Genomic DNA, 14820 nt, shown 5'->3' on the forward strand with positions numbered 1-14820 from the left:
CAACTTCGCCCGAGCACGGTTCACTTCATGTGCGTCCACGCCTCCAGCATGCCCCCGAACAGTGCCGCGAGACAGACCTAACGGAGTCCTACTAGCGGTGGTTTGTTGACGGCGGGTTCGTGCGGGAGTACGCCGTGAGATGAAGGCGTCAACTACCGTCGGGAGGGCCTGAGATGACGAAACGGCTGCCCTGTCCGCCCGCACCGGGTCCACTGGAAGGGTACGCCGTCCGGTTTGATCATCTCTTCGGGACGTTGGCCCAGCGGCGTGGGTTTCGCGAGTACCTGGCCGGGCTGCTGCTGCCTCGGGACCGCAACAAGACGCTGACCTGCCTGGCCGATGCCGAACCGGTGGCTGGCGCCCAGCATGCGGCAGTGCAGCGGCTGCAGTTCTTCCTGTCCGAGTCGACCTGGAGCCAGGAAGAGGTCAATGCCTGCCGCCTGGAATTACTGCTGGCTGACCCGGCCACCGCCCCGCACCCGGGCGGGGTCCTGGTCGTCGATGATTCCGGCGACCGCAAGGACGGGACGGCGACCACCCACGTAGGCAAGCAGTATCTCGGCTCGGTCGGGAAGATCGACCGTGGTGTGGTCACGGTGACCACCTGCTGGGCGGACGAGCGCGTCTACTACCCGGCCCACGCCTGCCCCTATACCCCCGCCCATCACTTCCCCCGCGGCAAAAGCGACCCGGGCTTTCGCACCAAACTACAGATCGCGGCCGATCTGGCCGCCCAGGCGAAGGCGGCCGGGCTGGTCTTCCGCGCGGTGGCCGCCGACTGCGCCTACGGCGACCAGGACAGCTTCCGCGCCGGCCTGCACGACACCGGCCTGCCGTTCGTGATGGCTCTCAAGCCCCGGCACGGCACCTGGTCCTACGGCCCCGACACCCACACGCCCGTCGACGCCGCCCGTCTCCTGACCTGGCAGGACCCACATCATCCCGGAGACTGGTCGCGCATCGAGCGCACGTTCCGCGACGGGCACACCACCACCTGGTGGGCCGCCGAGGCCCATCTGGGCTGGTGGGGACCGGACGGCAACGTCCGCCTGGTGGTGGCCACCGCCGACCCGGCCACCCTGCCGGCCAAGGCGACCTGGTACCTGGCCACCGACCTGCCCCGCCCCGGCTCCCCACGCGTCGCCGAATCGGCCTACCCACCCGCTGCCCTCGCCGAGGTCGTGCGGATCTACGGGCTGCGGCACTGGGTCGAGCAAAGCTACAAACAGGTCAAGGACGAACTCGGCTGGGCCGATTTCCAGGTCCGCTCCGATGCCGCGATCCGCCGCCACCAGACTCTCGTGAACTGCGCGTTCAGCTTCTGCTGGAACACTTGGTTCGCTCCCGACCCGCCCCCGCTCGCCTTGGTCGACCCACCACCCGGTCCCGACACACCGTCAGGACCGGCAGAGAGGGGGAGAACCCGGGTCCCAGCAGCCCCGACCGCCCTGCTGGCCCCAGGCACTGCGAGCCGTCCGTGGCTGGCTGACGCCCTGGGTCACGCTGCAACGCTACTGGCGGGCATGGTCCACGAAACCCCCGCCCACAGCACTACAAGAACTGATCAACGCCGTCGGCAGCGGCAGAACCCTGAACCCCTACATCCCGACCTAACAAACCACCGCTAGGTTCTAGATTCCATGCCCTGAGCGGCGCCTTTAGAAAACATAGTTGAAAACCGCGCCGGTCCTTCGGCGTATGACGCCCACGCTCAAGGGCGAGGCGTCGCACTGGGGACATGACCCATCTTGGATGTTCGCCGCGACTCAAATTCGAGTGTTGCCGGTGATGGTGTCGCCCGACTCTCCGATGACCGGGACGGCACCGTGGCCGGCCGGCCACGTGACCCAGCACGGAGAGGGTGAGTGAGGCGTCTGGGAGCGATCCTGAAACCCGGCTTTCTCACGTGGTCATGCTAGCCGCCACCCGTCACGGCTGGGTGTTGGAGGTACGGTCACGGCCGCGTTCCTGCCTGTCTGCTGGAGGCACACGACCGTGTGTACGTCTCAGTCCAGCCTTCAGCTGCCGACGGGGCCGGTGTAGGTGCCGGGATGCGTGGCGCCGTCTTGGAGCAGGACGCTGCCGCCGGGCCAGGCCAGGGTGGTCGAGGTGGTCTCGTTCGGCGGGGTGACGACGACGGAGGTGGCTTTGAACTCGGTGCCGCTGCCCTGGGTCCACGGCAGGTAGGTGATGGTGAACGTCGCGCTGCTGCCGGCGGCCAGGGTGATCTTCTTGGGCGTCGCACTGTTGCGGGTCAGCGACCAGCTTCCCCCGGAGGACTTCAGGTCGACCCCGGGGAAGCCCTGGATGGTGCACGCGGCGGACGTCTTGTTCTTCAGCACCACGGGCAGTTGCTGCTGGTCGTCCGAGCTGCTGATCTTGCCGTCGCCGGAGCCGAACGAGATGCCCAGTCCAGCGGTGTGGCAGCGGCTCGTGCTGGTGCCGTCATTGCTGGTGCTCGTACCGCCGCCGGTGCTGCTGCCCGCGGCACTGCTGCCGCTTCTTCCGGTGCTGCTGCCCGCGTCCGTGGTGGCACCCGCATTCTCGGCCGTGGCGCCGCCGTCCGCAGTGGTCGAGGACGAGGACGTCGGTGCGGACGGTTGCCCGCCCGAGGTGTCGTTACCACTGCCGTTTCCGCAGGCGGTGAGCGCCAGGGCGAGCACCGACGTGGCAGCCAGTGCGGTGGCAGAGTGGAGCAGACGCATGATGTTGATTCTCCGTTGCATAAGGCGCGCTGACGAGCGCGGTGTTGATCACCACAGTATGAGTGAAATCTCAACAGGCTTGTAACTGCGGTGTTCTGATGACGCATCAGGCACCAAAACGTCGTGCCAGAGGCTGCGGACCTTGGATGAGGGTGAGACGATCTCGCCGTGGCTGGTGTGATCGCGGCGTCGGAACCCTCCTGAATAGCCCGTTCACCGGGCTGAGCCCACGGCAGTTCACGACGTTCGTAACCGCGTTGGTTCATTGGACGCCCGCTGCGCCTGTCTTCATTCGTTTGCCGACAGGCGGGCCAGGGTGGGCATCAGCCGAGCGCGGATGCGGGCTCATGGCCGCCTCTACTGCCTGAGGGTTCGGAGTGGCGGGTGGTCATCCGGCCAGGTGCTTGCCGAAGAACTCGGTGAGCTTGGCCACGGCGGGGGTGACGTATTCGTCCCTGTCGTACAGGTCGATATGGGTGGCACCGTCGATGACGACCAGTTCCCGGGGTTCGACCGCCCGCTCGATCGCCTCCCGGCTGAAGTAGGCGCTCTCGGCCTCCGAACCGGCGATCATCAGCAGGGGACGGGGCGAGATGAGCCGGATCATCGCGTACGAGTCGTACTGGGCGAGCTGGTCGACGCTGCGCAGCACCCATCCCTGGACCGCACGGGGGTGGTGACCGCGCGGGGTGCGGTAGTACGCGAACGTCTCCCGGAACTGCCGGGTGGCGGTCTTCAGCAGTTCCTCGGCGTTGTCGGGAATCCATGGCATCAGCTCCGGAATCGCGCCGCGTGCCTCGGCGGTGCGCGCTGCCGAGGCCCGGTCGAGCATGGCCGTGAGGATCGCCGGGTCCTGGGTGCGGCCCAGCCCCTCACGGATCACGGAGCCCATGTCGACGGCGCTCACCGTGGCCACGCCCTTGATGCGGTGGTCGGTCTGTGCGGCGTAGGGGACGTAGCCGCCGGACGCGCAGATGCCCAGGGCCCCGGGGCGATGTCGCCACGGGTGGTCAGGTAGGTCACGGCGGACTTGACGTCCTCGGCCCGCTGGAAGGGGTTCTCCATCCCCCGCGGCTCGCCCTCGCTCTCGCCTTGGTGGGCCGCGTCGAAGACGAGCGCGGCGAATCCCTCACGGGCCAGCCGCTCGGCGTAGTCGCTCGGGCTCTGCTCCTTCACGCCGCCTCCGGGATGGGAGATGACGACGGCCGGCAGCCGGCCGTCGACGTGGTCGTCGGGGGTGAAGAGGATCCCGGCCAGGGCGAGATCGTTGCTGGGGAAGGCGATGCTGGTCTTCACGGCCTGTCTCTCCTGGTACGGGTGGGGAAGTGCGGTGACCGCGGACGGCACGGATCTTCCGGCGGGACCTCTGGCGGCGCCTTCGTCTTCGGGGTGGCCTGCCCGCCAGCCGGTCACGTCACCGACACTCGCACCGCGGTACGTGAGCGGGTAAGGGGCTTGTCCTGTCCCCGGACACCGCGGTTCTGGGACACGGCAGGCCCCCTGTCACCGGCCCGCCGGGCTGCAAGACTTCTCCCATGAGCAGCAGCGACGCCCACGGCAGCGAACTGGGCGCCTTCCTGAAGGCGCGGCGCACAGAGCTGAGCCCGGCCGAGGTGGGGCTGCCCGAGACAGCCGGCAGGCGCAGGGTCAAGGGCCTGCGCCGCGAGGAGGTGGCCTTGCTGGCGTCGATCAGCCCCGACTACTACACGCGCCTGGAGCAGGGCCGCCGACAGGCAGCCGAACCGGTGCTGGACACCCTCGCGCGTGTCCTCCGGCTCGACGACGGTGAGCGTGCCTACCTGTTCGAACTGTCCGGCCGGGACGCGGTACGGACGTGTCGGCGCATCACGCAGAAGGTCCAGCCCCACCTGCGGCGCCTGCTGGAGGACCTCTCCACCACGCCGGCCGTCGTCCTGGGCCGCCGCACGGACATCCTCGCCTGGAACGCCATGGCGGCGGCCCTGTTCACCGACTTCGCGCGGATCCCCGAGAAGAAGCGCAACTTCGTACGGCTGGTCTTTCGCGAACCGGCCATCAGGGCGCTGTACCCGAACTGGGAGTGGGTGGCGCAGACGACCCTGGCAAAGCTGCGGATGGAGGCCGCCCGCGATCCGAAGGATCCGCGGCTGGCCGAACTGGTGGGCGAGTTGTCGCTCCAGGACCCCGACTTCCGGCGCTGGTGGGGCGCCCACCGCGTCGCCGTCCAGGTGTAGGCCCGCATTCGGAATGTCCCGTTCCGATGTGATGGCCTGTACTTTCCCGACTGTCTCATTCAAGGGACACGGCGCTGGTGTCTCACGATCTTGTCCCTTGAGGCCCAATGTAGCTGTGTACGCCATGTCCGTGCGTCAGCCGGTCGTCCGCCAACGAGGAGGAATGGCGGCGGCTGTCCCCGCGCGTCCCGCCGAACCACGACCCGGGGCGGGTTAGCCCGAGCGTCCGCAGCACGGCGGAGCAGTCGGTGACGTGGGTGACGACTGCCCACTGTGCCTGATCCAGTGTGATGATGTCCTTGCAGACCGCTGTCTTGAGCTTGGCCTCGACACCGTCCGTGAGGGTTGTTGGACCAGGCACTCTTCCTGTGGCCAGGGGACGCGGGTGCGACCCACGGATTTCGCCGTTTCAAGCGGCACGCGCGACGAGCGGATTGAGGTCACAGCGGATGTGCAGCCAGCTGGCGACGGTGCCATCGGCGCAGGCGAAGAAGTCAGCTGCGTCGGGGAGCGAGGTCAGCGATCAGCGGTCGGCGACTGGAGCAGCCTTCCCTGTGTTGACGGAGCGGGAACCGGAAGCCAGCGGCCCCGCCTGCGTTGGTGATTCGTAATCGCGCCCTCAGGCGGGCATCGGGAACCAGCGCAGAACAGCGGCTTTGGCGTCGGCGATCAGGAATCCGTGGTGGCGCGGGTCGTAGACAAGGTCTGTAAGTTCCTGGGCGCCGTGAATCGGCCAGAGTGTGATCACACCCGCCGTGGTGATTCGGCCCACGTCTGTGGAGGAGGTGAACCACAAGGCGTGGTCAGGCCCGGCGATGATAGGCCCCAAGTATTTCATTTTCGCCGTCGTTCGGTAGGTCGAGATGGTCCCGCTCGGGGTGATCCGCCCGATGGCGTTGGTCTCGGCGAACCAGAATGCGCCGTCGGGACCGGGGACGATTGAGCCGAGGGGCCCGGCAGCGGCTGGCAACTGCCAGACCTTGGTGTGCCTGCTGGAGTCCGCGTAGCCAACCTCGTTGGGGGCCTCGTCGACGCTCGCGGTAAACCAGAGTCGTCCGCCGTGCCCGTATGTCAGCCCCCTGATATCCGGTGAGCCCGGCATTTTGAACCGGGGCGTCGGCACAGTGAAGTGGGTGGCCGAGAGCGAGGCGGTGATGTGGATCAGTTGCGATCCCTTGTAGTTGGAGCCGCCGTACCAGATGGAGCCGTCGGTGCCTGCGGTGATGGCGTCCGGGCTGCCGTACTCAATGGCGGGTTGATCAAAGAGGCTGACTTTCCCGTCCGGCGTGAGTCGGCCGACGTTGAGCGGGCAGGTGAACCAGATGGAGCCGTCCGAGGCGATCGCAAGGTCGCTGGGCTCGAGAGACGGGGCGTGGTCAGCGTCGGCGAGGCGGTGCTGGGTGATCTGACCGCCGGGGCTGATGGACGCGAGGAAGCCGAGGGAGGTCTCCGTAACCCACAGAGTGCCGTCTGGTGACATGGCGAGACGGGACGGCCAGGAGTTGCCGGGCAGCTCGACGGCCTGGGGTGAGCGTGACACCGTGGTTGTGGTGCTGCTGCTGTTCTTGGGGGTGGCAGGGTGTTGAGTGTGGGTGCACCCGGTGAGAGTTAGCGTGAGTGTCAGGCATGCGAGGGCGCGTGCAGCGGAGCGCACGGGCACCGGACGGCGTGTGCGCAGGGCGGGCCGGCAGAAGGCGGGCCGCCGCTGTCCTGCGTCCCTTGCGCGGCGGAGGAGTCCGATGCTGCGGTCGAGCATGCTGTGGCCGTCCAATCCGGAGGCGAAGTTCCATTCCACGGTCTGGCCGTGGCTGAAGCGGTCTGCGGGCGTCGCGGTGGTCAGGGCATCGCCCGGTGCGAGCTGTGGTTCGGTTGGTTGGTCGTCGGCGGGCACGGGTCCGTTCATGTCGGGCAGTGCAGGTTCGACGGGGTGTGGGAGCCCATGTACTGGCTCCAGTCGCCGGCAGTGAGGTCCCGGCCTGCCGAGGCGCAGGCGGTGCGGATCCATGCGTCCGGCTCCAGCCGCCAACTGATCAGCTGGCCCATGCCAATGGTTGCCGTATTGCCCGAGTCGCCCTCGGTCGCGGTGACCAGTACTGTGCCGTCTGCCGAGAAGGAGAGTCCGGTCGACATGGCTTTGTCGCCGGGCGGGAGCGTCAGCGTGCCGAGGCGGTTGCCGGACGGAAGGTCGATGAGCTGGACGGTGTTGTCGGACGGTTTCTCAGCGACGGTATCTGTGCCGACGACGGGGCCGACGGCCGTGTCGGGAGTGCCTTCGATCGTGTTCAGGCGCCGGCTCCCGGAAGCGGTCCAGATCTCCAGGTCACCGGCCTTCCGTTGGACGAGCAGATGCTCCCCCGCGTAGGCGACGCCGACTACGTCTGCCTCGTTGATCGACCTTGAGTGACCTGTGGCGGTGTCGGTGACGACGACTTTGGGGCTGGTGCCGCTGATCGCGGCCGCCTGCTGGTCCATCACGGCCGCGTGGGCGGCCTGTGTGTCCATCGCCGCCCATCCCTGGGGAAGTGGCCCGGAATCGTTGCTCGTTGGGGCCATGTTCCTCGGGCCGTCCACCTGGCGCAGCACCTTTCCGGTGACCGTGTCTCTGAAGCGGATCGTGCCGGAGCTGTCCAGCTCGGCCGCCTGTCCGCCATCCGGCAGAAGCTGCAGCAGAGCTGGCGCGTCGGTGCGCTGGAGCGGGTCCGGCACACGCGGCCAGGTGCCCGTGATCCGCAACCCGTTGCGGGGGTCGAGGATCTGGGCGCTGCCGTCAGCCGAAACCACGATGATTCCCGACCCCTCTTTCTTCCACAACGCCGCTCCGTAGCCGTAATACGGCGGTTTCTGCGCCAACTGATGGCCGGCACCGGGCGGATGGAGCTTCTGGACGTCCGCCGTCACGTTGTTGCCGTCGATGACCGCTGCGGAGCCGCCGTTCGCGGACAGAGCGACGCTCGGCCCCCGGCATCCGTTACAGGAAACCGGGATGGTGGCTTCTGCCTGCGTCGCGATCCGGGAGTACTGGGCGAGATCCCACAGGCTCACTACATCGCCGGAAGCGGAGATCAGCCTGCTGCCGACTTTGCCGAGGAAGGCGAGGGCACCGGGGGACACCTTCCCTGCCCCGGGAAGGGCGATGGGCGTGAACGGTGTCCTGCCTGACGTGACCGTCCGCGACACGTAGAGGCTGCTGCCGACGGCCGTCGCGGCCCATGAGCCGCCGGGGCTGAGGGCGAGAGCCTCTGGATGACCTGTTTGCGTCGCCGCCAGCAGGGACGGCTTGTCAATGTCGGGCGTGCCGTCGGACGCCCAGATCGGGAGGGGGGAGGCGGTGTTGCTGTAGGTGAAGTAGCTGCCATCGGGGGCGAGTGCGGAGGCCGAGTTGTGGACGCCGAAGCCCACATTGCTCCCGTCGGCCCGGGTCAGCCCGGGCAGCGAGATCCGCTCCCAGATGCCGTAGTCGTCCGCAAAGGCCACCACCTGCGAGTCGCTGCGGAAGGCGATGGCGGTTGGCCCTCCGGACATGTCTTTGAGGTCGAGATTCCCGGTGTTTCCCGTGGTGCGGTCCAGCACACGCACCACGGGCGGCACGCCGAATGTATCGGTCTGTGCTGATACGGCGACGAACCGTCCGGACGGGGAGACTGCGACTGCTGTGGGCTGTTGTCCGGAGGATATGAGCGGGGCCGCGACCTGCTGCCCTGCCGCCCAGACACGGATCGTGCTGTGGTCGATCGCGGCTACGGTGCTGCCGTCCCTATCGGCCGCGACCGCGCTGACGGATCCCGGCAGTCTGCCGAGCCGCCGCCCCTTGCCGATCGTCGTCCCGGTGAGCGCCCATTGCTCTAGCTCACCTTCCTTGGTTCCGGCGATCGCGACCCGCCCGTCAGCCGAAGCCGACAGCGCGGAGACTGGCCCACTCGCCTGCACGCCGGCGGCTAGGTGAGGGCTGGCGGTGACCGCCCGGAAGAGCGCCTGGCGGGTCAGCGAATCGGGGTGGTATCGGTACGCCTGCACCGCGAACAGTTCCGCAAGTCCGGGATCGCTTTGGAGCAGGCTCTGCGACACGTCGGCGAGCCGGTGTGAGGTCGCCAGCCGGTCCCTGGCCACGGCGTCCTGGTGCTGCACCACCAGTCCCGGGACCGTGGCTGCGGCAACGAGGGACAGGGCGGTGATCAGGCGGCCGGTGCGGAACCGTCGGGCGTACCGGTCGGCCTGCCGCAGCGTCTCGGCGAACCGCACGTCGCCGGGCTCGGGTGCGTTGGCGACATCGAGCTGGTTCGCCTTGGGCGCGACCAGACGCAGCCCCTTGCGGCGCGCGGCCAGGAGCTTGGCGTCCATGTCGCTGACCTTGAGCAGGCGTTCACCACCGTCGAGCGCCCCCGTCACCGCGGTGCGCGGCCGCAGCCCGTAGAAGAAGCCGCGCACCCCGGCCGCACTGGGGCGCCGGGACCGTGGATACCGCAGGAGCTCGCGCAGGCCCAGGGCAAAGGCCGCGCCGAGTGAGGGGCCTTCGATCTGCCCAGGAGGCAGGGGATCGTCGGACAGGACGATGCGCCACAGAACACAGCGACCCTCGCGCCGGTCTCCGGCCATGTTCCATGCGTGGCCGAGGGAAGCGGCGAACTGTCCGTTCGGGCTGTGCGCCCCCGCCATCGCCCGCGGATCGGGATACAACCCCGACGGCCCCGCGGGGAATTCGCGCAGTTCCAGAACGCCTGTGGCACCCTGCTCCAAGGCGACCTGTCCGGTCTCGCGGGCAGATCCTCCGAACACCACCGGCACCCTTGCGAGCGGCCGCTTGGGCAGCTCGGCACCCGCCATCAACAGTGCGGCGATCAGTAGCACGCTGTCGGATCCGGTCGGCCGTACGCTCTCGCTGACGGCGTGCAGGCGCACAATGCGCTCGGCGACGGCGCTCAGCCCGCCCGCGACCTGCAGAGAAAGGCCGCTGATGCCCCTGCCGGAGGGCTGCGCGGGTCCGGGAGTGGTGTTCGCTGAGACCAGTCCGCTCCGCTCCCACGCTTCCATCAGCCGTGCCAGGGCCTCGTCGTGTTCCCCGGCCCGGCCTTCCGGTGCGCTCAGGGCTCGGCCCAGCAGGTATACGTGGTCAGTAGGCGTGACCGAGTCAGCCGGCCGGTCCGGAGCTGTTGCGTCAATCCATGTGGCCAGTTCCTGGCTATCGCTGCCCAACAGCCAGGCAGGATCGGTGTGAACTGCCTCGCTGCAGCACTTCCACCACAGCTGCCTCTCACCGAGTAACTCGTTTACGGCGCCTTGTGGGCTCGTTGCGCTCCTCAGCACGTCCTTGAGTGCGGCCCGGTGCGGTAACAGGCCAGGCCGCAGAACTGATCGGCGCCGCTGCAGCCAGGGCGGCCGCGAGGAACCCCCCTGCGTTCCGCCAGGGGGACGCTCGGTGCGCCCCCGCTCGTCGGCAGCCGTCATCGCAGTGCCCCGTCGATAACGTTGCGCACATCATCGTCAACGAACTCCCGTAGCTGCCGCCAGGCATCGCGGGTGGCCTCGTTAAGCGCCGCGCGGACCGAGTCGGCCACCGTCGCGGCGTCCCAAGCGGTGCCCAGATCCACGGAAGGGAGAACGGCGGCGGTCCATGCTGTGTCGCCGCCGAAGCCAGGTAGCCGGACATACGAAGCAGGGGGCCCGAACTGCCCTTGGACCACTGGCACAAGGAGCATCCGCTCACGGCCGTCCGGCTGCGTGTAACGGATCGCGGACACCACCGGCTCGTCGATATCAACACCGCGCAATACCAACTCCAGGCTGTAATCGGACCCGTCGATCCCGTCATGGCGCACGAGGAACCCGACCCGGCCGTCCGGCGATGACGTCTCAAGTGCCACCGCGTCAACTCCGGCGGCGGTCAGCGTGCCGGCCGACGGAAACGGAGGCAGCGCAAACCACCCTGAGGCGATGCGACCAGCCGGTTGCCGATTCAGGGACTGTTCCCTATGGGGCGACGGCCGAGCAGCAGCTGCCGGTGCCGCGTCGAATCGCGTGGGAAGGTCGAAGCCGATGAACGATGCCCAGACGCGTTGCCTCAGGGTGTATCCGTGGTGTCCGCGCCCCACCGTTCGCGGAGGACGAGGCAGCCGTCCGCCAATGAACGACCGCCAGGAACGCTGAACGACCGACCCGGCGGTCATGGAGTCGCCTCCCCCCGAACCGGGTCAAGCCCCGGAGGCTCGACCTGAGCCGGAAACCCACTCGGTTCTTCACCCCTGGGCTCACCCCGGAGAGCATCGGTGGCGGTGGTGGCTCTCCCCAACTGAGCGAGCAGCGCGGGTGCTGACGCGCCCACGGTCACGGCCGCATACACGCCAGTGATCTCGGCATGGAGCAGCCACCCCGCCGCAGCCCCCAGCATCACGCGGAAGAACGCCGCGAGCGAGTCCGCGGGGGGATCGACGAACTTGCCGACCCGAGGTAACTGGTCGTCGGCCATCCTCGCCTCATGCCGCGCCTGTTGCCAGGCGTGCAGGCGACCGTAGGTGACAACCGCCTCGACGATCAGTCCGCCCCCCGCACCGTACGCCGCGGCCTCGGCCCACCTCAGCATCAGCCCCCCGTCCCTCGCTGGGCATCACACACGTTGGCCCAGACCCGCTGACCTTCGCGGCCCGACATCGTAGCCCCATCTTTCGAGAAGCCTTGGACTGGATCAATTCACGAACGGACCACATCCGCGTGCTTTCACCTTGGCCACGTGGGTCACTGTGCCTCCGCCATGCCTACACCGCATCCGGTCAACTCAGGAAATACACGAACCATCCAAAGAAGAGGCACACTCATGCTGTTGATGCCGTCCAGATGGACTCGGGTCCCGGTGTGTCGTTATGACTCCACGCCACTACGGCGTCGAAGACACCGAGCGAGAGGTACGCCGGGCCGTACTGCGGGTGGTCGCGGCCGTGGCCGAGCTGCTTCCAGCGGATCAACACGCCCCCGTCGTGGCCCTGCTCGACGGGGTCTACGCCACCGATCCCGTCCCCGCGGTGCGCGCGGACGCGGTGGTCGTGCTGGCCCGATTGGGACAGGAGGCGGCAGCAGTAGACAGCCCGCTGCCGGAGGTCAGGCTGGCGGCGGCCATGCTTGCCGTCGCACGATCCGGGCCGCCGTACCCGGCTGACCTGGTGGACGTGATCGCCGAGGACGGTGCCGAACCCGACCCGGGGGACGACGACTTCCCTTGGCCGGGCACCACTACCCAGGAAGAGCAGCTGAGGCGCCTGCTCACCGAGGACCCGGACGCCGGCCTCACCGTGGCCGCCCGCTGGATCACGGCCGGAGACATCGGCTCGCGCGGGTCCTGGCTGGCCGAGGAAATCGCCGGGACCTGGCGAGACCGGGAACCGGCGGTGCTGGACCTGCTGCTGGCAGCCCTGCCTCAGCAGAGGAACCCCCGCGCCCTTGCCAGCCGCCTGCACAGCATCGGTCACCTGATCGAGTACCTGCGCGAGCCGGATGCCGATCTCCGCGACACGCTGCACGCGTACGCAGCAGGTGCCGACGAAGAGACCGTCGGGCCGGCGCTTCTCGCTCTGGTGCGCTCCCGTGACCCCCGCGCCCTGGAACAGGTACTGCACCGCCCCACCACCCGGCTGCTCGCAGCGGCGGCACGGCACTTTCCCGAGGCGGCCGACCGACTGATACCCGTGATCCGCGGTGAGCTGGCAGCGGGCGCCACCGGGAATGAAGGCATCGCACTCGTCGAGGCTCTCGCGCCGTTCGGTGCCGCCGCCCACCAGGCACTTCCGGAACTCGTCGAATGCCTCCGGACCCGCCGTGCGGCCATCGTTGCCGCCCGCAGGCTCGGAGCCATCGGCATCGCAACGCGGGAGACCATCGACCTGCTGTGCGAGGCCGCGCAGAGCAGCGACCTCGCTCTACGTGCCGCAGCGGCGGTGGCCCACTACCAGCTGACCGGGGACGTCGAGCCGGCCCTTCGCACATTCGAAGAGCTGCTCTCCGGGACGGGCCAGACGCACTGGTACCTGAGCGCTCTGGAGCCGCTCGGCATCGCCGCCGCTCCGCTGCTGCCGTACATCGAGCCAATGCTGGGGGCACGGTACGAGTGGACGCGCATGGCGGCCGCCGAGGCCCTCCACTGGATCACCGGATCCCCCGACCGCGCTGTCCCCGTCCTTGTCGATTTGGTCGGTCCTACGCCGGTCGGCGTCCGCGCGCTCAAGGCCCTGGCCGCCACCGGTCAGGTTCCGGAGGAGCTCCGCCCCACTCTTCGCTCCTTCGCCTTCTCCCCACTCCGCCTGATCCATGACTCGCCGTTGTCGGGACAGGACCATCTGGACGAGGAACTCCGCGCCCTGGCCCGGACGTTGCTCGCTGCCCCATAGCCAGCAGTCGCCTCGGCGGTCGGCGGTCGGCGATGCGGGCGGTCCACTTGCGCTCGCCGAAGTTCGTCCAGCGTGGGGTGTTGTCGATGCTGTGCCTGGTGAGGGCAGCACAACGTCAGCCGCGATCCGCCGGCCGGGATCCAGACCGGCATCCAGTCCGAAGTAGGGCTGGTTTGCCGCGTGGTTGATCGGAAATGAGTCGCGTGTCGTCGGGCGTGTGGGGAGACTGCGTCGATGACCGGTTCCGCACTGCCTCGACTGCTTCGACCTCGTGCCCTGAGGTCCGGAGATCTCGTCGTCATCGCGTCGTTGTCCGGGCCGCTCCATACCGTTTACGAGCCCGACCTCGAGCGGGCGGTGGCCGTACTCGAACGGATGGGATTCCACGTGCGCCGGGCGCCGCTCCTCGAAGCAGGGCGGCACCGTTGGTGGAGCGCCGCTCGGCCGGCGGAGATCGTAGAGGAGCTCAACGCTCTTGTACGTGATCCCGAAGTGCGTGCGATCGTCGCGCACGACGGTGGCCAGACGGCACTCGGCTACCTCGACCTGATCGACTTCGAGGCGATCGCCGCCGACCCCAAGCCGATCCTCGGCTACAGCGACATCTCGCTGCTGCATCTGGTGCTCTACGCACGCACGGGTCTGGTCGGGTTCCACACCGACTTGGCCACGCCCGGTCTCGGCGGGGCGTGGCAGACCGCGCCCGCGGCGCGCAGAGCGGAGCTTGAGAAGCTCTACTCGATCCTGTTGACCGGCACGGAGGCGATCGGTGCGCTGCCTGCCACCCCGTCGTGGGAGTGCTGGCGTCCCGGTCGTGCCGAAGGCCGCCTCATCGGCGGGGTGATCAATCGCATCGTGCTGGCGCAGGCGACGCCGTACGCGCTGCCGCTCGACTGGTTCGACGGCGCGGTGTTGTTCTGGGAGGAGAAGGGGGGTCTGGCGGCGTACGTGTGGAGCTGTCTCCAGGTGCTGCGGCACTGCGGCATCCTCGATCGGATCGCCGGCATGGTCGTGGGAGTCCCGCATGAGATCGACGGACTCGGGACGGGCGCGCCCGACGCGTCGCCGACCCTGCGCGAGATCGTCCTCGACGTCCTCGGTGACCGTGGCATCCCGGTGCTGGGCAACGTCGAGTTCGGCCATGCCGGCCCGAATCTTCCGATGCCGGTCGGCATCCGCGTCGGCCTCGATGCGCAGCAGCGGACACTGTCACTGCTCGAACCGGCGGTACGGCCGCACGCGATGACGGGACCGGTCGGCTGAGTATCGCGCATCAGTGAGCCGACGGCCGCGACGGCACCCGGCGGGCTCAGACTTTGGCGACCGGCGCCTTGGGCCGCCTGTTCGACCTGCAGGAGGGGCCGTTCCCCCAGGAGGAGATGAGCCCGGGCGGATCCAGCTGGTGGGCGCCGGCGCGGTGTTGTAGAGCCTGACAGCCCAGGTCAGCGACCCAGCGCACCTTCGGTGTGCGCCGGGGGCGTGGTAAATGTCGTGGCGTGCGCCGAGGTGCTTCTTGTCTGCCCTGACGTGTGC

General features: G+C 68.6%; 8 protein-coding genes and 2 pseudogenes. 4 read left to right on the plus strand and 6 right to left on the minus strand.

The window, feature by feature from the left end:
- Nucleotides 1-173 precede the first annotated feature (173 nt).
- A complete protein-coding gene (locus ACIRR9_RS54980; protein ID WP_403769337.1) occupies nucleotides 174-1628 on the plus strand; it encodes an IS701 family transposase in 1455 nt (484 codons plus the stop codon).
- 390 nt (nucleotides 1629-2018) lie between these two features.
- Here the strand turns inward: ACIRR9_RS54980 and ACIRR9_RS54985 are convergent, their stop codons facing one another.
- Both ACIRR9_RS54985 and ACIRR9_RS54990 read right to left on the minus strand, forming a co-directional pair.
- Nucleotides 2019-2705: a DUF4232 domain-containing protein gene (locus ACIRR9_RS54985; protein WP_403769340.1), complete on the minus strand. Its 687-nt coding sequence runs from the start codon at nucleotides 2703-2705 to the stop codon at nucleotides 2019-2021.
- Nucleotides 2706-3093: 388 nt separating this feature from the next.
- Nucleotides 3094-4001 (minus strand): annotated as a pseudogene (locus ACIRR9_RS54990) (alpha/beta hydrolase).
- Between the two features lie 239 nt (nucleotides 4002-4240).
- Here ACIRR9_RS54990 and ACIRR9_RS54995 point away from each other — a divergent pair.
- Nucleotides 4241-4912 (plus strand): annotated as a pseudogene (locus ACIRR9_RS54995) (helix-turn-helix domain-containing protein); the annotation flags it as partial.
- 625 nt (nucleotides 4913-5537) lie between these two features.
- Here the strand turns inward: ACIRR9_RS54995 and ACIRR9_RS55000 are convergent.
- From ACIRR9_RS55000 to ACIRR9_RS55015, 4 genes are all read right to left on the minus strand, one after another.
- Nucleotides 5538-6821, minus strand: a complete 1284-nt coding sequence (locus ACIRR9_RS55000) for a hypothetical protein (protein WP_403769343.1) — start codon at nucleotides 6819-6821, stop codon at nucleotides 5538-5540.
- A complete protein-coding gene (locus ACIRR9_RS55005) occupies nucleotides 6818-10219 on the minus strand; it encodes a hypothetical protein (RefSeq protein WP_403769346.1) in 3402 nt (1133 codons plus the stop codon). The genes ACIRR9_RS55000 and ACIRR9_RS55005 overlap by 4 nt, the downstream gene beginning before the upstream one ends.
- A 137-nt stretch (nucleotides 10220-10356) precedes the next feature.
- On the minus strand, nucleotides 10357-10776 hold the full coding sequence (locus tag ACIRR9_RS55010) for a hypothetical protein (protein WP_403769349.1): 420 nt from the start codon (nucleotides 10774-10776) through the stop codon (nucleotides 10357-10359).
- Between the two features lie 299 nt (nucleotides 10777-11075).
- Nucleotides 11076-11492: a hypothetical protein gene (locus ACIRR9_RS55015; protein ID WP_403769352.1), complete on the minus strand. Its 417-nt coding sequence runs from the start codon at nucleotides 11490-11492 to the stop codon at nucleotides 11076-11078.
- Nucleotides 11493-11769: 277 nt separating this feature from the next.
- On the opposite strand from ACIRR9_RS55015, the gene ACIRR9_RS55020 reads away from it, so the two are divergent.
- Nucleotides 11770-13287, plus strand: coding sequence for a hypothetical protein (locus ACIRR9_RS55020; RefSeq protein ID WP_403769355.1), 1518 nt, complete (start codon nucleotides 11770-11772; stop codon nucleotides 13285-13287).
- A 234-nt stretch (nucleotides 13288-13521) separates the two neighbouring features.
- Nucleotides 13522-14550 (plus strand): LD-carboxypeptidase, encoded by a 1029-nt coding sequence (locus ACIRR9_RS55025; RefSeq protein WP_403769357.1) that lies wholly within the window; start codon nucleotides 13522-13524, stop codon nucleotides 14548-14550.
- Nucleotides 14551-14820 lie beyond the last annotated feature (270 nt).

Source organism: Streptomyces sp. NPDC101234, from assembly GCF_044767525.1.
Taxonomy (GTDB): domain Bacteria; phylum Actinomycetota; class Actinomycetes; order Streptomycetales; family Streptomycetaceae; genus Streptomyces; species Streptomyces sasae.